Here is a 16,704-nt window from a genome sequence, read left to right as displayed (position 1 = left end):
GAATTAATTCACATAGTCAGGAATTTTTGATCGACAATCCCGCCTATTTGTGAATTTTCAGCGTGCCACGCCATCCCTCATCGAACCTGGGCTCAACGCCCCCAGTTGGTGTCGAAGCAACTCCCGATTATCCTGTTGCCAGGGGTGGAAGCCCTTTCTCAGATAGGCCAGAAAGTCCGGTAGACAGCGGCGGATGATCCCCGGTCGTCCCCACAGGAAATTCAGCCCCCCGAGCCAGGTTTTCAGACTCCACAGCTTGCCATCGGCCTTGAGCAGGCTGCAGGTGTTGAGGAAGGTGAATTTGAAAAAGTTGTAGGTCACGTACAAAAACACGATCCGCCGCAGGCGCTCATCACCGATGCAATGACGATAGACGTCGAAGGCCACCGCCTTATGCTCGGTTTCTTCTATGGCGTGCCAGCGCCACAGCGCCTGCATGGCCGGTGTTGCCCCCGCCATCCACTCCGGATGGGACAGCAGCGCATTGGCAAGTACCGCGGTGTAGTGCTCCGCCCCGCAGGTGCCGGCCAAGCGTCGACTGGCCGGTAACCGCCCCACCCAGGCAACATGTCGATGGAAGCGGGCGTCTATGGCATCAATATCGTAGCCGCGAGCCTTCAGCGCCTCGTTGTAGGCCCGGTGCTCGCGACCGTGCAGCCCCTCCTGACCAATGAAGCCACGAATTTCCGCTTGCAGCTTTGGATCGCCGATACGGTCACGGTAGTGGCGAACCGCATCGATAAACTGCTGCTCGCCCTCGGGAAATTGCAGCGAGAGTGCATTAAAGAACGCGGTACGGAACGCATCGTTACTGTGCCAGTCAGTTTTCAGATCCGCCGACACGTCGAAATCCAGGTGACGGGGGGTAACCGATACGCCCTCGGGGGTCGAGCTGATCGTCATCACTGCCTCCTGCCTTATTTTGGTTGTTCACAGAAATGCGTGTGCTACTGCCAAATTAAAGCAACCGCTTCACCTTGTACACAATTTAATCGAAATTAGTCCCGATCTGACTGCCGCCCCTCCCTCTACCTGTAACCCAAGATCAATGGACAGATCATGCCCTGAGCGGTGTCGAGTCAGTTTTCGAAAGCCTAAAAAAAGGAGCCGACCGAAGTCAGGCTCCCAAGGACACATTTAGGGAAGAATGTCGGCAGGGTCAGGATTCCCCAACCGTCTGACCAGCGACGGCCCGCGGCTCGGAGCTCGACTCCAGCCGTTGAGTCCGCTCGATCAGCAGATACAGGATGGCACCGCTGGCGAGCCCCCAGCCGGCTCCGTACACCGCCAGAACAACTCCCATGGTGCCGGCGATGCCCCGCTCGGTGTTGTTCTCCAGCTGCTCCAGCCCCACCATCAGGCATATGTAGCCGGTGAGCAGCAGGGTCAGCGACAGCGCGATGGGCAGTACAGGCTGAAAGAAGCTGACCAGCGGCAGCATGAACAACGCGATGAATCCGGTAATCCAGAAGGTACCGCCACCGCTGTAAATGGAGTCCATGGCCTTGCGGCCATACTTGTAGCGCTCCGCCATGGTGGCGGTGACCGCCGTCCAGATCGGCCCGGCCAATCCCGGGTATGGGGCGAAGAAGGCGTGCATGCCGTTGCGCATGGCGGTCACCAGGTGCACCCGGTCGATGCTGCTGTCGATGGCTTCGTCTTTGCGCAGATGGTCCACTCGGTCCATCAGCGACTTGCCCACGATAATGTCGCCGAAGGCAATGATGTACGCAATCACTGCGGTTGGAATCGCCAGCAGGAATACCGAGGCATCGGGAAAGCCAACGGTGAAGGGCAAATAGTTCCAGAGCTCGCCAAATGCTGGCTGGGTGACGCCCCACTGTACCTCCGGCACGTTGTACTCGCCGGTCGCGAAGCCCACCAGAATGGCCACCACCATGCCAGGCACCATGCCGTAGTTGGCAATCTTGCGGGCGATCGGGTTACTGGCCACGAAGCCCTTGAACGACAACGAGAACATCAGGTACAGACACACCAGCCCGCCCAGGGCCAGCGAAATCGGGGTCTCCGCCAGCCGTCCACCGGCCTCGATCTCACCCATCAGGGCGGCAATACCCGCGCCGATGATGATGCCGCCTTTCATTGATCGGGGGATCAGCTGCACCAGCTTATTGCCCATGCCGCTCAGCCCCAACGCCAGGAAGATCAGGAATACCAGGAACTGCAGGGCAAACAGCGCCTGGATGGCCTCAGACCCCGGCTCAAAATCCCCAAGGAACAACAGCACCACCGGTATTCCCGGGGTGATCCAGCCCGGCACCAAGGGCACGCCCAACAGCGCCGGCAGCATGAAACCGATGCCGCACACCACCACGTAGGCCAGCGCCACGTCGTAGGGAACGCCGAGGTACGTTTCCAGCAGTGGAATCATCGCCAGGCTGACCACAAACATGATCAGCGCCTGAACCATCTCCGCCATTTCCCAGCGGTAATGCACGAACGGCAAGCGAATCTTGAAGGGGCCCGCCGCCCAGAACGGCTGCTCTTGCCCTTGGTTACGGTGATAAATTTGCATACAGAGTCCTCCTGGCAGCTCCGGGTGGAGCGCCTGATGTTGTTTTTGTCAGGGTTTGAGGAGAGTCGTGCTCAGCCGAGTTCCCGGGCCTGGTCACGCAACACAAACTTCTGGATCTTGCCGGTGGATGTCTTGGGCAGCTTGGTAAACACCACGGTCTTGGGCACCTTGAAGCGAGCCAAGCGCTCCCGGCAGAAGGCGATCAGCTCGTCCTCGGTCAACGCGTCCGCTTCCGGCTTGAGGGTGACAAACGCGCACGGGGTTTCGCCCCACTTGTCGTCGGGACGGGCGACCACCGCGGCCTCCAGCACGGCGGGATGACGATAAAGGACGTCTTCCACTTCGATGGTGGAGATGTTTTCTCCACCGGATATAATGATGTCCTTGAGGCGATCCTTGATCTCGGCGTAACCGTCTTCATGCCATACCGCCAGATCCCCGGTGTGGAACCAGCCGCCACGGAAGGCTTCCTCGGTGGCTTTGGGGTTCTTCAGATACCCTTTCATCACCGTGTTCCCCCGCAGGAAAATCTCGCCAATGGTTTTGCCATCTTTAGGCACCGGCTCCAGGGTGCTGGGGTCGCCCACCATCATGCCCGCCAGGGTCGGATAGCGTACGCCCTGCCGGGCCTTGATCACCGCCCGTTCTTCCAGCGACAGCGCATCCCATTCCGACTTCCAGGCACACACGGTCACCGGGCCGTAGACTTCCGTCAGGCCGTAAACGTGGGTAATGCGAAATCCCATCTCTTCAATGGCACTTATGACCTGTGCCGGCGGCGCCGCTCCCGCGGTCATGGCGTTGACGGTGTGATCGATACCGCCCTTGGCGGACTCCGGCACATTCAGCAGCGCATTGAGCACGATGGGCGCGCCACACAGGTGCGTCACCCGGTGTTCGCGAATCATCTGCAGGATCCGCTCCGGGTCGACCCGGCGCAGACAGATATGAGTGCCCGCCATGGCGGTCACCGTCCAGGGGAAACACCAGCCGTTGCAATGGAACATCGGCAAAGTCCACAGGTACACGGGGTGCTGCCCCATGCCCCACACCGCCTGACTGCCCAAGGCGTTCTCGTAGGCACCGCGGTGGTGATACACCACCCCCTTGGGATTACCGGTGGTGCCGGACGTGTAATTGAGGGAAATGGCATCCCACTCGTCGGCGGGCAACGGCCACTCGTAGGCCGGATCGCCTTCCTGCAGGAAGGCCTCATAGTCCAGGTCACTGACGGCGCTACCCTCGCCGTATTCCGGGTCGTCCACATCAATAACCAGCGGGGGCTGCTGCAGACGACTCACCGCGTCCCGGATCACCACGCCGAACTCCCGGTCGGCAATGACAACCTTGGCCTCGCCATGCTCCAGCATAAACGCGATGGCTTCGGCGTCCAGGCGGACGTTCAGGGCATTCAGCACCGCGCCGATCATGGGCACACCAAAGTGGCATTCCACCATGGCTGGAATATTCGGCAACATGGCTGCAACCGTATCGCCCTTGCCAATGCCTCGGCCAGCCAGAGCCGAGGCCAGGCGACGACAGCGGGCATAGGTTTCTGCCCAGTTGTAGCGGACAGCGCCGTGGATCACCGCGGGGTACTCCGGGTAGACGCTGGCGGTGCGGGCTATGAAATCAATCGGCGACAGGGCGGATTGGTTGGCGGCAACCGGATCCAGGCCGGCATCGAAGATAGAGGTCATGGTGGTTTTCCTCTCCAGAACTCGGTTGTTCTTGTGATGGCTTCTGAGAGCTGGCTACTAAAGCTATACTCTTCACTAAAGACATACTAAATTCGACAAAATTATCTAGCAATAGCCCCAAGGTATTATAGTAATTTATCTATACGAATTTAAAACATGCCAATGAGTCTCCCTGAATCGGTCCCCGCCCTGCTCGAACACGACCCGGAAGCCTGCCTGCTGGTGGATGCTGACGCCCGAATTAACGCCAGCAACCCGGCCACCCAGCGGCTATGTGAGCGCCTGCAGCTGAAAAGCCCCCTCGACCTGTTGCCCGTCAACCTAGAGGCGCTGGTCAAGGCCAGCCTGCGGCAGCGCAGGACCATACAGGATGTGGAGCGCCGCCTGGGCAACACCATCCTGCTGTGGACCTTTATCCCGAACATTGGCAGCCAGTGTGTGGTGATTCGTGGCCGGGATGCCACGGCAACCGTGGCGTCCCTCGATCAGGCCGCCCGGTCCAACCGGCTTTACCGCCTGATCACCGAAAACAGCACCGACCTGATCTCCCGTCACGCCCCGGATGGTCGCTTTCTCGATGCCTCGCCGGCGTCCTGGCGACTGCTGGGATACTGGCCGGAGGAATTGCGGGGCAAGCGGCTGGAAGAGATCGTACTGCCGGATACCCACGACAGCCAGATGGACGCCGCCCGCACCCAGCTTCGCGACACCGGTTATGCCACCCTGACCCTACAGGTGTTGCACCGGGACGGTAGCCGGCGTTGGTTCGAGATTGCCAGCCGCGCTATTCGCGAAACTTACACCGGAACCGTGATTGAGGTGATCAGCGTTTCCCGCGACATTAGCGCCCGGGTGCGGTCGGAAGCAGAGAACCGCCGGCTGGCGGACGAACTGGCCCACGCCGCCCGCCTGGCGACCCTCGGTGAACTGGCCTCCGGCATTGCCCATGAGATGAACCAGCCCCTGGCCACCATCGTTAACTACGCCAGCGCCAGCCAGCGCTATCTGGCTCAGGCCGGGGACAATCCGGCGGCGCTCGGTAAGGTCCAGGATGGCCTCAAACGCATCACCCAACACGCCAACCATGCCGCGGAGGTCATCAAACGGCTTCGCGCCTTCCTCCGCAAGGGCCAGAAACGCAGTGCCACGATCCAGCTCAACGACACAGTGCTGACTGCGATTCGCCTGTGCCAATGGGAGGCCGACAAGTATAAGGTGGGCATCGAGCAGAGACTGTCGGACCATCTGCCGACGCTGGCCGCTGATCCAGTGTTGCTGGAGCAGGTGCTGGTCAACCTGATTCGCAACGCCATCGACGCCAACCGGGAGCAGCGCCCGGAGCAGCCCTCGCGAATCACCATCGCCACTGGCCGGGAAACATCCACCACTGGCGAAGGCCAGATCTGTATCGACGTCATAGACCAGGGCCCGGGGCTGGATGAGGACGGACTGAACCAGATGTTCACGCCATTCTATACCCGCAAACCCCATGGCCTCGGGCTGGGCTTGTCCATGAGTCGCTCCATCATCGAGGGCTTTGGCGGCTTCCTGGATGCCAGCCCGGCAGCAGCGGGCGGACTGCGCCTGACCTGTCGCTTCCCTGACGGCGGCACGCCAGCCCGGACGCACCATTCGCAGCACCATTCACAAAGCCAACCAAGGCATCATCCACACCAACCCCAACGCAAGAGAACCAAGCCATGACACACGCGCCATCTTCCATCGTCTACGTCGTGGACGACGACAGCGGCATGCTCGAATCCACCCAGTGGCTGCTGGAATCCGTCGGCCTGACGGTGCGGGGCTATGCGGACGGACGCCAGTTTCTGGACGCCGTCGACCCGGACGCCGCCGGCTGCGTGGTGTTGGATGTGCGGATGCCGGGGCTTGGTGGCTTGAACGTGCAGGAAGAAATGCAGCGACAAGGACTGAACCTGCCGATCATTTTCGTGTCGGGACATGCCGATGTGCCAATCGCCGTGCGGGCCTTCAAGTCCGGTGCCTTCGACTTCATCGAGAAACCGTTCAACGAACAGCTGCTGCTGGACAGCGTGCAACAGGCGATGCAGGACCGGCGGCTGTCCCCGCAGACAACAGCCGGTGCGCCCGGAACCCAGGCCCTGCTGGACAGCCTGACGCCCCGGGAGCGGGATGTGTTCCTGCCCCTGGCCCAGGGTTACACCAGCCGGGAGATTGCGGAGCAGCTGAACGTCAGCGTCAAAACCATCGACCTGTACCGGGGCCGGGTGATGAAGCGACTGGGGGCGGATCGGCTGCCAGACGTGACCGGTCTGGCAATCGCCGCCGGATTGGTGAATCCGCTCAACCTACGGGAAACCCCGTCATCCTGATGTGGATTCTGAGGCCACCTGCTGGGCCAGCACGCCCAGCCGCTGTATCGCCGACTCAATGCGCGGGCACCAGGGGTTGGCGCCGTTGAGTCGCAGACAGTTCTCATACTTGTCGGTGGTGGAGAACATCCGTCCTGGGGCGACGTTAATATTGTCTTCACGAGCCAGTTGGTAAACCCGGGTCCCCGATGTGGTTCCTGGCAGCTGTACCCACAGCACGAAGCCGCCACTGGGCCGGCTGACGGCGGTACCCTCGGGAAAGGCCCGGCCAACGGCCGAACGCATGCGTTCGATGGCCTCGCGATAGCGTTGTCTGGCGGAGCGCAGGTAGCGATCATAGCCCCCCTGCTCCAGGAACCTGGCGACCGCCAACTGGGGAATACTGGCGGTGGCCAGGTTGCTGAAATACTTCTGTTGCCGTGCCTCAACCTGGTAACGACCGGGAATCATCCAGCCCAACCGCAATCCGGGGGAGATGGTCTTGGAGAACGAGCTGCAATAGATCACGTTGCCGGTACGATCAAACGCCTTCGCCGGGCGCGGCCTTTCGCCGTCAAAGTACAGGTCACCGTATATGTCGTCCTCAATCAATGGCACCCGGGCCCGTTCCAGCATGTTGACCAGCGCCTGCTTGCGCGCGTCGGGAAGCCGGGCCCCCATCGGATTGCTGTGGTTGGTGACCACCACGCAGGCCTTGATGGGCCACTGTTCCAGTGCCAGCTCAAGGCCCTCCAGGCTAAGCCCCTCGGTCGGGTGGGTGGGAATCTCAATGACCCGCAGACCAACCACATCCAGTGCCTGCAGGATGCCGGGGAACGACGGCGACTCCACCGCGACGATGTCCCCAGGCTGGGTCACCGCCCGCAGGGCCAGAATGATCGCCTCCTGGGCGCCATTGGTGGCGAGAATGTCGTCCGGGGTCACCAGGCACCCGAGTGCGGTCATGCGCTGGGCCACCTGCCGACGGTAGATGGATTTGCCGGGAAAGGCGTAGTCGAGGGTCTCGTAACCGTGGCGTGCCGCCCACAGCGTGGCCTGTTGAATTTGTCGCACCGGCAGGAAGTCGGGATGGGGAATCGCCGCCGCCAAGGGCACCATTCGTTTCTGCTCGTCACTGCACAGCTCCAGCGCCATGTCCCGGGCACTGACCGGCAGCGGCTCGGAGCGGGGTTGGCTCATCACCGGTTCCGGAGTGTCCAGTTTGGGAAGTCGGACATAGTAGCCGCTGCGTTCGCGGGCCTGCAGATAGCCCCGCCCCTCCAGCGTCTGGTGCGCCTGCAGAATGGTCGATACGCTGACACTAAACTGGCGGCTCAGGACCCGGACGCCGGGCAAACGCTCCCCTTCCCGATACACGCCTTCGAGTATCAGGGTTTGCAACTGGTCGGCCACGCGATTGTAGAGAATGCCCATAGTCCTATCCTGCCAGATTCCCCGACTCAGGGGGCGGTACAGTTGCCCGCCGACTTTCACGGTACAGATGCCCCATTAAATCATCTGTACCGGTTCAAAACCATACCAGCTGAATCTGTGATGGTGAGCGGCAGGGCGTGATAATCGTTTCACGATCCACGGACCAGGAGTGACCGCCATGACCGCCTTTGCATCACAACCGTTGAGCCCCCGCGCCATCGCGCCCCGGGGATCCCGCAAGGACCTGCTGGGACTGGCCGGCAGCGCGCCCGCAAGCCTCCCCTTGGGAGGAACTCAGGCGAGCCTGGTCCGGCAACTTCGGGCTCTGGGGTTTAAAGTCACGGAGATGGCGCCACAACACTGGGTATTGAACGCATTTGGCGGCCTGCCCGAACTGCACCTGTATGGTACCGAAGAGCTGTTCCGCTTCCTGACCCTGCGGGCAACCGACTATGCGGGCCGACTCAACCTCCCTCACCCTAACCCTCAGGAGACAGCATGACCACATTACCGATCTACCAGGTGGATGCCTTCACCAGCGACGTCTTTGGCGGCAATCCGGCGGCGGTCATGCCGCTGGAGCACTGGCTGCCGGACGAACTGCTGCAGAACCTGGCGCTGGAAAACCACCTTTCCGAGACCGCCTTCCTGGTGCCGGAGCCGGCAGGCAGCGACTGCGACTACCACATCCGCTGGTTTACCCCCGGCGCGGAAGTCCCGCTGTGCGGTCACGCGACGCTGGCCACCGCCTGGGTGCTGTTCTACCGGCTCGATTTCGACCGTGACACCGTGCGCTTCCGCTCCAAAAGCGGCCCCCTCGGCGTGACCCGTCGCGATGGCGGCTGGCTGGAGCTGGACTTCCCGAACCTCGCCTTCGAGCAACGCGCCACCCCGGAGTTACTGCGCCAGGCGCTGCCGCAAGCCTCCGACCGGGTGTACTACGCCGCCAATGACAATAACTACTTAGTGATACTGGATAACGAGGCTGAGGTGCGGGCGGCGGAACCCGATCTGGGGCTGCTCAAGAAGATCGGCAGCCAGGGCGTGATCATCACCGCCCCGGGAGACACGTGCGATTTCGTGAGCCGATATTTCGTGCCCGCGGTGGGCATCGATGAAGATCCGGTGACCGGCTCCATCCACAGCGTGCTGACGCCGTACTGGGCACAGCGCCTGGGTAAAAATCAGCTGTCCGCCCGCCAACTGTCGGCCCGTGGCGGGGTGCTGGAGTGTCAGTTGGCGGGCGACCGGGTGCGCATTGCCGGCCAGGCCGCCTTCTACATGGAGGGTCAGGTGCGCCTGGACTGAGTGGCTTGCCCCCTGCTAGCGGGGCGCTGCCAAGACGCTATCAAGGTTCGATCAAGACGCTACCAAGGTACGCCGAGCGAGTCCCGGTCTTCCGCGACCACCCGGTTGCGACCGTGATGCTTGGCCTGGTAGAGCCGCCGGTCCGCCAGGCTGAGCAGGCGGTCGAACAGTTTGTCATCCAAAGGCAGGTCGCAGCCGGGCTCCCAGGTGGCGCAGCCAATGCTGACGGACACCCGGCCAATGGGCGAGCCTTCGTGGAGCAGGTTGACTTCATACAGTGACTGGCGCAGTTTCTGCGCCAGCTCGATGGCCGCCAGTCGGCCCTGACCGGGCAGCAGTAAGGCAAACTCCTCGCCCCCCAGCCGAACCGCCAGTTCTCCCGCCCGCCGGCAATGCTCCCGCATCAACTGTGCCAGCCGGACCAGACAGCGATCGCCAGCGGCATGTCCGTAGCGGTCGTTATAGGCCTTGAAGTGGTCCACGTCGATCATCACCAAAGAAATCGGCGTGCCCTGACGGCGGGCCCGTCGCTCTTCCAGTCGCTTGGCATCGTCGAAGTAACGCCGATTGGCCAGGCCGGTCAACGGATCGGTACGGGTCAGGCGAATCAGTTCCCGCCGGTGTTCCTCCAGTTCCGCGGTACGCGCCAGCACCCGTTGCTCCAGCTGATCCCGCTCCATGGCCAGCGCCGCCATGGCCCGGTCCCGCTCCGAACGGTAACGGGCAATGGTTTCCCGCAGGGTGTCGAAGCCTTCCGACATCAGGTCGATCTCGTCTCGCCAGGGGCGCTCGGGGCGCTGGATCCGCAACGGCGGATTGTCCCGATCCGGGGACAGCCGCAAACTGTACCGGGCAATCTGGCGCAACGGTTTTTTCAGCCGGGCGACGATCACCCGATACACCAGCACGCAGATGAACAGAATGAACAGCGCCAGCTTCGCCGTCGCCATCGCCACCGACACCAGGATGTTTTGACGAATCTGTTGCCAGTTGTAGCTCACCGACAGTTCGCCCAGGGGCTCCTCGCCACCCCGAGGGTGGGGAATGGCGGCCGCAAAATCCGCGCCATCGCCGGCGCGGCCCGCCCCCGTCCGGAAGGTCATGCCGATCATCGTCGTCAACCGGGCCGAAGCGATTTCCGGGTGCGCGGCGATCATCGCCACCTGGCGCCTGGCCACCACCGGTTCGATGTCCCACAGCGCCACCGTCAGCAAGGGCACATGACTGCCCGCCAGTGTCGCCACCAGGGCATCAACCCGCTCGATCTCGCTGCGATACTGAACCCAGCTCTGTACCACGCTGACCAGCACCACGAACAGTGCCGCAATCGACACCATTCGCCGCAGGATGTCCCGGGAAATGGACTGGATCGGCCGCGCGTCGGCTTGCACGGTCATGGTTCCAACAGCTGCCCGAAATCAAAGCGATAGCGGTCCAACCCCGGATTCCGGTGCTTGCTGTAACGGCTAAAGTCGATGCGGGGAACCGGCTCGGCAAAACGCTCCAGGTAGCGCTGGGCCAGCACCGGGGTGAACAGGGAAAACATCGGGCGCTGCAGTTCAAGGCCTTCGCTGCCGGCGAAATCGATGCCGTGGTGATAGTCGTACAACATCACCAGTGACCAGGCGCCGGCCATGAAGTGGCCCCCGGCCAAAGCGGTCAGCTCGCCCGCAATCAGCCGTTGCATCGCCTCTTCGGAGGTATTGACGCCGGACACCAGAACCTCAACGCCGGGGCGCTGCTGCCGTGCCTTCAAGGCCTCAATAGCGCCAAAGGCAATCAGGTCATTGCCACACCAGATCACCGACACCTCGGGATAGCGCTCCAGCAGCTGAGCCGCCTTGAGTTCGCCAATATCCCGCCGCCAGTCCGCATGAACGATCTGATGCAGGACCAGGTCATCGTTGGCATCCACCACCGACTGCATGCCGCGATTGCGACGAATGGAGCTATCGGTTGAGCGGTCGCCGGAGATGGCGATCATGTGGATCTTGCCGTCCGCCGCCTGCAGCCGCCGTCGGCGGGCTTCATCCAGCAGCGCCGTCGCCGTCAGTTGGCCGGCGGTTTCGGCCACCGGGATCAACGAACCCAGCAATTCGCTGAATTGCTCCCGCGGGCCGCCAAAACGAGCCCGCTCCGCCGGCAACAAACCGTTATAGGCCAGAAACACCTGAATACCGGCGTCCACGGCAACGCTCATCTGCTCGCCAAAGGTGCCTTTTTCCACCGATAACAGCAGGTAATCCGGTCGGGTTAGTGGGGAGCGGGCAGCCACCTCGCGGGTTAACTGAATCTGTCGCAGCGGATCTCGCTCCGCAAACAGGATCTCCAGCTCGATGTCCAGGCTACGAGCCGCCGCTTTCATGCCGTTGGCGGCATCCACCCAGTAGGGTTCGTCGTGCTTGCCGGGGTTTATAAAGGTAACGGTAAACGCCCAGCTGAACGCCGGTAAAAATAGCAGCAGGGCCGTCAGACAAATTCGGGACACATCTCTTTCCAAGATAGGTATGGGCAGGCAAAAAGCGTGCATATTCTAACCAACCCTGACGCTATAGGCCATGTAAATGCCCCGCCTGGCCGGTATACTTCCGTGCTACTCGAGCTGACTGGCATGATATGACACCCACACCCTCACTCTCCAAGTCTCAACATTACGATGTCATCATCATTGGCGCCGGCGCCGCCGGGCTCATGTGTGCCGCCACCGCCGGCTACCGGGGACGCCGGGTGCTGGTGCTGGACCACGCCAACAAGCCGGGCAAAAAGATTCTGATGTCCGGGGGCGGCCGCTGTAATTTCACCAACCTGAACAGCACTCCGGCCAATTTTCTGTCCGATAACCCGCACTTCTGCATCTCCGCCCTCAAGCGCTACACCCCCCAGCATTTCCTGGAGCTGGTGGAGCGGCACGGCGTGGAGCATGTGGAAAAAGCGGCCGGTCAGTTGTTCTGCGCCGACAACAGCAAGGACATCCTCAATCTTCTGCTGACGGAATGCGACTGGGCCGGTGCGGAGATACGGCTGAATACCGAAATCCGGAGCATCAGCGACACGGCGGACGGCTACCGTCTAGCCACCAGTGGCGGCACGCTGGCATGCCAATCCCTGGTGGTGGCCTGTGGCGGCCTGTCCATCCCCACCATGGGGGCCACCGGCTTTGGCTACGACATCGCCCGCCAGTTCGGCCTGGAAGTGCTGCCCACCCGCGCCGGCCTGGTGCCGTTCACCCTGCAGCCGGCGCTGAAGGAGCAACTGGCGCCGCTGTCCGGCGTGAGCTGCCCGGTGGAAGTGAGCTGTAATGACATGAGCTTCCGCGAACCGATGCTGGTGACCCACCGCGGCCTGAGCGGACCGTCCATGCTGCAGATTTCCAGCTTCTGGCAACCTGGCGACGAGCTGGCCATCAACCTGCTGCCCGGCCAGAATGTACAGGAAGAACTGTTCGGGCTGCGCAAGAGCAGTCCGCAAGGCACCCTGGCCAAGCATCTCAACCAGCATCTGCCCAAACGCTTCGCCCAGGCCTTCAATGAGCTGCAGGGCTGGCAGGGTCCGCTGCAAAGCTACAAGAACGCCGATCTGGAGGCCGCCGCCAACACCCTGCAACGCTGGACCATCAAACCCGGCGGTACCGAAGGCTACCGCACCGCCGAGGTGACCCTGGGCGGCGTCGACACCCGCCAGCTATCCTCCAAGACCATGGCCGCCAACGACCACCCCAACCTCTACTTCATCGGCGAGGTGGTGGATGTGACCGGTCATCTGGGCGGGCATAACTTCCAGTGGGCCTGGGCGTCGGGGGTGGCGGCGGGGAATGAGGCTTGATTCCCGGCTGCGAGATTAATCAGGCATGGGCTTGTGGCGGCTTGATTAACGACTCCGCCGGAATGCCCAAACCTTCGTGGAGTTTCCAGACCATCTTCAACGTTAGCGAGCGTTTGTGATTCAGAATCTCGTATACGCGGTTGCTTTTGCCGATCATGGGTTCCAGATCTTTGACGGTTAGGCCCTTGCGTTCCATTTCAAACTTAATGGCCTCAACCGGGTCAGGCAAATCCATCGGGAAATGCTTGGCCTCATATGCCTCAATCAAGGTAACCATGACATCCAGTTTTTCGCCTTCTGGCGTATCCGGCGCGGCCATCATCAGGCTTTCAACGGCTTTTAATGCCGCACGGTAGTCGGCATCGGTCTTAATCGGCTTGATATTCATCACGAATCCTCCGACAACTAAATGGTTTGCACATCAATCTTGTCATACTGCGCATGGGTGCCAATAAAACGGACGTATACGACTCGGTATGCGTAGTTCACCCACACAACCAGCCGGTACTTGTTCCCCGCAATATTGAATACAACCCGCCCATCCTTGAGGATGCTTGCATTCCCGAAGTCCTGCTTTAACTCGGCAGGTGAACTCCAATCCGCATGCAAGGTATGACGATGCCAGGCCAGGGTTGGCTCTTTGGCATCCTGATATTCCGGGTTTTCTTCCCAGAAGGCTTTCAGCGTCGACAAGGCGATGATTCTCATACGCCACACAATAGTCCCAATTTGGGACTTTGGCAACACACTTGTCACTCTTCCATGGGAAATCGCCCACTCAAGGACGGCGGCGAGGAACCTGGCCTGAAGCCTTGGCCCCAATGGACGTACTGCGGTAGTATCGGGCAAAATTATGCTCGGCAAATGCTCCCCCTAAATCTTTCAACAGGTTAGCCGAGCCTCCGAACAGCAAGGACGCCCCCGCATGTTGTTAGAGAACTCAAATTCCATCATGAACACCAACACCTCCTCCCTGGCCGGGCTGATCTGGTCGGTGGCCGATTTGCTGCGTGGCGACTTCAAGCAATCCCAGTATGGCCGCATCATTCTCCCCTTCACGGTGCTGCGCCGTCTGGAATGCGTGCTGGCCAACTCGAAGGACAAGGTGCTGGCGATGGTGGAAACCAGCGGGTCCATGCCGGAGGAAGCCCGCAACAAGCTGCTGCTCAACGCCGCCGGCCAGTCGTTCTACAACACCTCCAAACTGGATCTGTCCAAGCTGGGCGAGACCCACATCCTCGACAATCTGGACAGCTACGTGCGGGCTTTTTCCGCCGACGCCCGGGAGATCTTCGAGTACTTCAGCTTCGACACCAGCATGGCCAAGCTGGCCGACGCCGACCTGCTCTACAAGGTGGTGCAGAAGTTCGCCCACTTCGACCTGTCGCCGCAGGCGGTGGACAACTACCACATGGGCCTGGTGTTCGAAGACCTGATCCGCCGCTTTGCCGAAAGTTCCAACGAAACCGCCGGGGAACACTTCACCCCGCGGGACATCGTGCGACTGACCACCTCCCTGGTGTTCTCCGCCGACGACGAGGCACTGACCCGGCCGGGGGCCATTCGCACCATCTACGACCCGACAGCGGGCACCGGCGGCTTTCTCTCCTGCGGTATGGAATACCTGCACGAACTCAACGACCAGGCGACCCTGCGCACCTTCGGCCAGGAGCTGAATCCCGAGTCCTACGCCATCTGCAAGGCGGACATGCTGATCAAGGGCCAGGACATTTCCAACCTCAAGCTGGGCAACACTCTCTCCAACGACCAGTTGCGGGGCAACCGGTTCGACTACTGCCTCTCCAACCCGCCCTTCGGCGTGGACTGGAAGAAGGTGGAGAAGATCGTCAAGGACGAACACCAGCAACAGGGCTTCGACGGTCGCTTCGGCCCTGGCCTGCCAAGGGTGTCCGACGGCTCGCTGCTGTTCCTGATGCACCTGATCAGCAAGATGCAGGCGCCCACCAGCGAGACCCCGGGCTCCCGCATCGGCATCATTCTCAACGGCTCGCCCCTGTTTACCGGCGGCGCTGGCAGCGGCGAGAGCGAGATCCGCCGCTACATCCTGGAGCAGGATCTGCTGGACGCCATCGTCGCCCTACCCACGGACATGTTCTACAACACCGGCATCGCCACCTACGTGTGGGTGCTGTCCAACCACAAGCCCAGCGAACGCAAGGGCAAGGTGCTGCTGATCAACGCCGCCGACCTGCACAGCCCCATGCGCAAGTCCCTGGGCTCCAAACGCAAATACCTCAACGACGAGGCGCTGGCGAAGATCGTCCAGCTCTACAGCCGCTACGACCGCGCCGAACTGGAAGCCAGCGGCATCGCCAAGGTGTTCAACACCACCGACTTCGGCTACCGCCGCATCACAGTCGAGCGCCCCCTGAAGCTGGCGTTCTACCCGCAGGATCCGGAACGCCTCGCCGCCCTGCAGGCGGACAAGGCCTGGGCTAAGCTGGATGAAGATCTGCAAGACGCCATCCTCACCGTGCTCGGCAACTTCCGAGAAAGCAAACTGCTGTCCCGCAACACCTTCAAGAAACAGCTCACCGCCTGGCTGGGGGACATCAAACTCCCCGCCCCGGCGTTCAAGCTGCTGTGCAAGCACCTCGGCGAGCAGGACGACGACGCCGAAGTCTGCACGTCAAAAGGTAAACCCGAACCCAACCCGGACCTGCGGGACAACGAAAACGTACCGCTGAATGAAAACATCCAGGACTACTTCGCCCGCGAAGTGCTGCCCCACGTACCGGACGCCTGGATCGACGAAGGCAAGTGCGACGACAAGGACGGCCAGATGGGCATCGTCGGCTACGAGATCCCCTTCAACCGCCACTTCTACCAGTACCAGCCACCCCGGTCACTGAAAGAGATCGACGCGGATCTGGATGCGGTGAGTCGGGAGATTATGGGGTTGTTGGCGGAGGTGCATTCGTGAGCGGGCAGTATCCAGCGTATCCCGATTATAAGGACTCTGGTGTTGGGTGGCTCGGAGAGGTTCCGGTAAACTGGACGGTCCAGCCCCTTAAAAGATTTTTTAGTATTCAAGGTGGGTCTACCCCAACCTCTGACCCATGTAATTGGGATGGCCCAATTACATGGGTCACCCCTTCCGATTTGAGCAGAATTACTAGTCTACATATTGACTCTGCATATTCCGGCCCATCATGAACACTCATTCCGGACGAACGTAAACACCGATTCTGGTTCAACTTGAACAACCATTCTGGTCGAAGGTGAACACTTTTCAGGATTTTCCGGAATCGGTGTTCACGATGCCGGAATCCGCGTTCACGTTCCCGGAAACGGTGTTCACGTTCAACCGGAATCTTTCTTAACGCATTGTTTATTCAAGTGTTTGCTACTCTGACTCCTTTTTCTGGGGAGCGGAGTTGTGCCAGCAAAGAGAATTCCAATGCGTAAAATCAGAGAGGTGCTTCGCCTGAGGCTGGAAGCCGGGCTCTCGATCCGGCAAATCAGCGCCAGCACCAAGACCAGTGTCGGGGCCATCCAGAAGTTGCTGTCCCGGGCCGATGCCCTAAATCTTAACTGGCCCTTGCCCGAGGAT

General features: G+C 61.1%; 15 protein-coding genes. 7 read left to right on the top strand and 8 right to left on the bottom strand.

Annotated elements, in window-relative coordinates; all coding sequences use genetic code 11:
- Positions 1-57: 57 nt before the first annotated feature.
- The 3 genes from N6L25_RS14345 to N6L25_RS14335 all read right to left on the bottom strand — a co-directional run bounded on the left by N6L25_RS14345 (position 58) and on the right by N6L25_RS14335 (position 4,236).
- On the bottom strand, positions 58-903 hold the full coding sequence (locus N6L25_RS14345) for a metal-dependent hydrolase (RefSeq protein WP_271981579.1): 846 nt from the start codon (positions 901-903) through the stop codon (positions 58-60).
- A gap of 256 nt (positions 904-1,159) precedes the next feature.
- Positions 1,160-2,536 (bottom strand): solute carrier family 23 protein, encoded by a 1,377-nt coding sequence (locus N6L25_RS14340; RefSeq protein WP_271981577.1) that lies wholly within the window; start codon positions 2,534-2,536, stop codon positions 1,160-1,162.
- Positions 2,537-2,607: 71 nt separating this feature from the next.
- Positions 2,608-4,236, bottom strand: coding sequence for an acyl-CoA synthetase (locus N6L25_RS14335; RefSeq protein WP_271981575.1), 1,629 nt, complete (start codon positions 4,234-4,236; stop codon positions 2,608-2,610).
- A gap of 156 nt (positions 4,237-4,392) precedes the next feature.
- Here N6L25_RS14335 and N6L25_RS14330 point away from each other — a divergent pair, with 156 nt between their 5' ends.
- Positions 4,393-5,940 carry a PAS domain-containing sensor histidine kinase gene (locus N6L25_RS14330; RefSeq protein ID WP_442915252.1) on the top strand — a complete coding sequence of 516 codons (1,548 nt, stop codon included), beginning with the start codon at positions 4,393-4,395 and terminating at the stop codon, positions 5,938-5,940.
- The gene (locus N6L25_RS14325) at positions 5,937-6,587 is read left to right on the top strand and encodes a response regulator transcription factor (protein WP_271981573.1); all 651 of its coding nucleotides are present in this window, start codon (positions 5,937-5,939) and stop codon (positions 6,585-6,587) included. Before N6L25_RS14330 ends, N6L25_RS14325 begins: the two co-directional genes overlap by 4 nt.
- Here N6L25_RS14325 and N6L25_RS14320 read toward each other — a convergent pair.
- Positions 6,579-8,000: an aminotransferase-like domain-containing protein gene (locus N6L25_RS14320; RefSeq protein ID WP_271981571.1), complete on the bottom strand. Its 1,422-nt coding sequence runs from the start codon at positions 7,998-8,000 to the stop codon at positions 6,579-6,581. The genes N6L25_RS14325 and N6L25_RS14320 overlap by 9 nt on opposite strands.
- Positions 8,001-8,178: 178 nt before the next feature.
- Between N6L25_RS14320 and N6L25_RS14315 the strand changes: the two genes are divergently transcribed.
- Positions 8,179-8,502, top strand: coding sequence for a hypothetical protein (locus N6L25_RS14315; RefSeq protein ID WP_271981569.1), 324 nt, complete (start codon positions 8,179-8,181; stop codon positions 8,500-8,502).
- Positions 8,499-9,308, top strand: coding sequence for a PhzF family phenazine biosynthesis protein (locus N6L25_RS14310; RefSeq protein ID WP_271981567.1), 810 nt, complete (start codon positions 8,499-8,501; stop codon positions 9,306-9,308). Before N6L25_RS14315 ends, N6L25_RS14310 begins: the two co-directional genes overlap by 4 nt.
- 59 nt (positions 9,309-9,367) lie before the next feature.
- On the opposite strand, the gene N6L25_RS14305 is transcribed toward N6L25_RS14310, so the two are convergent.
- Complete coding sequence (locus tag N6L25_RS14305; protein WP_271981565.1) at positions 9,368-10,705, bottom strand: GGDEF domain-containing protein; 1,338 nt, start codon at positions 10,703-10,705, stop codon at positions 9,368-9,370.
- A complete protein-coding gene (locus N6L25_RS14300) occupies positions 10,702-11,796 on the bottom strand; it encodes an ABC transporter substrate-binding protein (protein ID WP_271981563.1) in 1,095 nt (364 codons plus the stop codon). Before N6L25_RS14300 ends, N6L25_RS14305 begins: the two co-directional genes overlap by 4 nt.
- Before the next feature lie 128 nt (positions 11,797-11,924).
- Between N6L25_RS14300 and N6L25_RS14295 the strand changes: the two genes are divergently transcribed.
- Positions 11,925-13,130, top strand: coding sequence for an NAD(P)/FAD-dependent oxidoreductase (locus tag N6L25_RS14295; protein ID WP_271981561.1), 1,206 nt, complete (start codon positions 11,925-11,927; stop codon positions 13,128-13,130).
- Positions 13,131-13,149: 19 nt separating this feature from the next.
- Here N6L25_RS14295 and N6L25_RS14290 read toward each other — a convergent pair whose 3' ends face one another.
- Positions 13,150-13,518, bottom strand: a complete 369-nt coding sequence (locus N6L25_RS14290) for a helix-turn-helix domain-containing protein (RefSeq protein ID WP_271981822.1) — start codon at positions 13,516-13,518, stop codon at positions 13,150-13,152.
- 17 nt (positions 13,519-13,535) lie between these two features.
- The gene (locus N6L25_RS14285) at positions 13,536-13,838 is read right to left on the bottom strand and encodes a type II toxin-antitoxin system HigB family toxin (RefSeq protein WP_271981559.1); all 303 of its coding nucleotides are present in this window, start codon (positions 13,836-13,838) and stop codon (positions 13,536-13,538) included.
- A gap of 244 nt (positions 13,839-14,082) precedes the next feature.
- Between N6L25_RS14285 and N6L25_RS14280 the strand changes: the two genes are divergently transcribed.
- Together N6L25_RS14280 and N6L25_RS14275 are read left to right on the top strand one after the other, a co-directional pair.
- Positions 14,083-16,074: a type I restriction-modification system subunit M gene (locus tag N6L25_RS14280; RefSeq protein WP_271981820.1), complete on the top strand. Its 1,992-nt coding sequence runs from the start codon at positions 14,083-14,085 to the stop codon at positions 16,072-16,074.
- Positions 16,075-16,530: 456 nt separating this feature from the next.
- The coding region (locus N6L25_RS14275) for a helix-turn-helix domain-containing protein (protein ID WP_271981818.1) at positions 16,531-16,704 on the top strand (174 nt) is incomplete at its 3' end.

It is taken from the genome of Marinobacter sp. SS21 (assembly GCF_028369065.1).
Lineage (GTDB): Bacteria > Pseudomonadota > Gammaproteobacteria > Pseudomonadales > Oleiphilaceae > Marinobacter.
Note: the sequence above shows the minus strand (reverse complement) of the source record. Positions and strands in the feature narration are given on the sequence as shown.

What these genes read in the sequence shown, in the direction of transcription:
- N6L25_RS14335 (WP_271981575.1), bottom strand. Translation starts at nt 4,236, where the DNA reads ATGACCTCTATCTTCGATGCCGGCCTGGATCCGGTTGCCGCCAACCAA.
- N6L25_RS14340 (WP_271981577.1), bottom strand. Translation starts at nt 2,536, where the DNA reads ATGCAAATTTATCACCGTAACCAAGGGCAAGAGCAGCCGTTCTGGGCG.
- N6L25_RS14345 (WP_271981579.1), bottom strand. Translation starts at nt 903, where the DNA reads ATGACGATCAGCTCGACCCCCGAGGGCGTATCGGTTACCCCCCGTCAC.
- N6L25_RS14285 (WP_271981559.1), bottom strand. Translation starts at nt 13,838, where the DNA reads ATGAGAATCATCGCCTTGTCGACGCTGAAAGCCTTCTGGGAAGAAAAC.
- N6L25_RS14330 (WP_442915252.1), top strand. Translation starts at nt 4,393, where the DNA reads ATGCCAATGAGTCTCCCTGAATCGGTCCCCGCCCTGCTCGAACACGAC.
- N6L25_RS14320 (WP_271981571.1), bottom strand. Translation starts at nt 8,000, where the DNA reads ATGGGCATTCTCTACAATCGCGTGGCCGACCAGTTGCAAACCCTGATA.
- N6L25_RS14315 (WP_271981569.1), top strand. Translation starts at nt 8,179, where the DNA reads ATGACCGCCTTTGCATCACAACCGTTGAGCCCCCGCGCCATCGCGCCC.
- N6L25_RS14310 (WP_271981567.1), top strand. Translation starts at nt 8,499, where the DNA reads ATGACCACATTACCGATCTACCAGGTGGATGCCTTCACCAGCGACGTC.
- N6L25_RS14280 (WP_271981820.1), top strand. Translation starts at nt 14,083, where the DNA reads ATGAACACCAACACCTCCTCCCTGGCCGGGCTGATCTGGTCGGTGGCC.
- N6L25_RS14325 (WP_271981573.1), top strand. Translation starts at nt 5,937, where the DNA reads ATGACACACGCGCCATCTTCCATCGTCTACGTCGTGGACGACGACAGC.
- N6L25_RS14295 (WP_271981561.1), top strand. Translation starts at nt 11,925, where the DNA reads ATGACACCCACACCCTCACTCTCCAAGTCTCAACATTACGATGTCATC.
- N6L25_RS14305 (WP_271981565.1), bottom strand. Translation starts at nt 10,705, where the DNA reads ATGACCGTGCAAGCCGACGCGCGGCCGATCCAGTCCATTTCCCGGGAC.
- N6L25_RS14290 (WP_271981822.1), bottom strand. Translation starts at nt 13,518, where the DNA reads ATGAATATCAAGCCGATTAAGACCGATGCCGACTACCGTGCGGCATTA.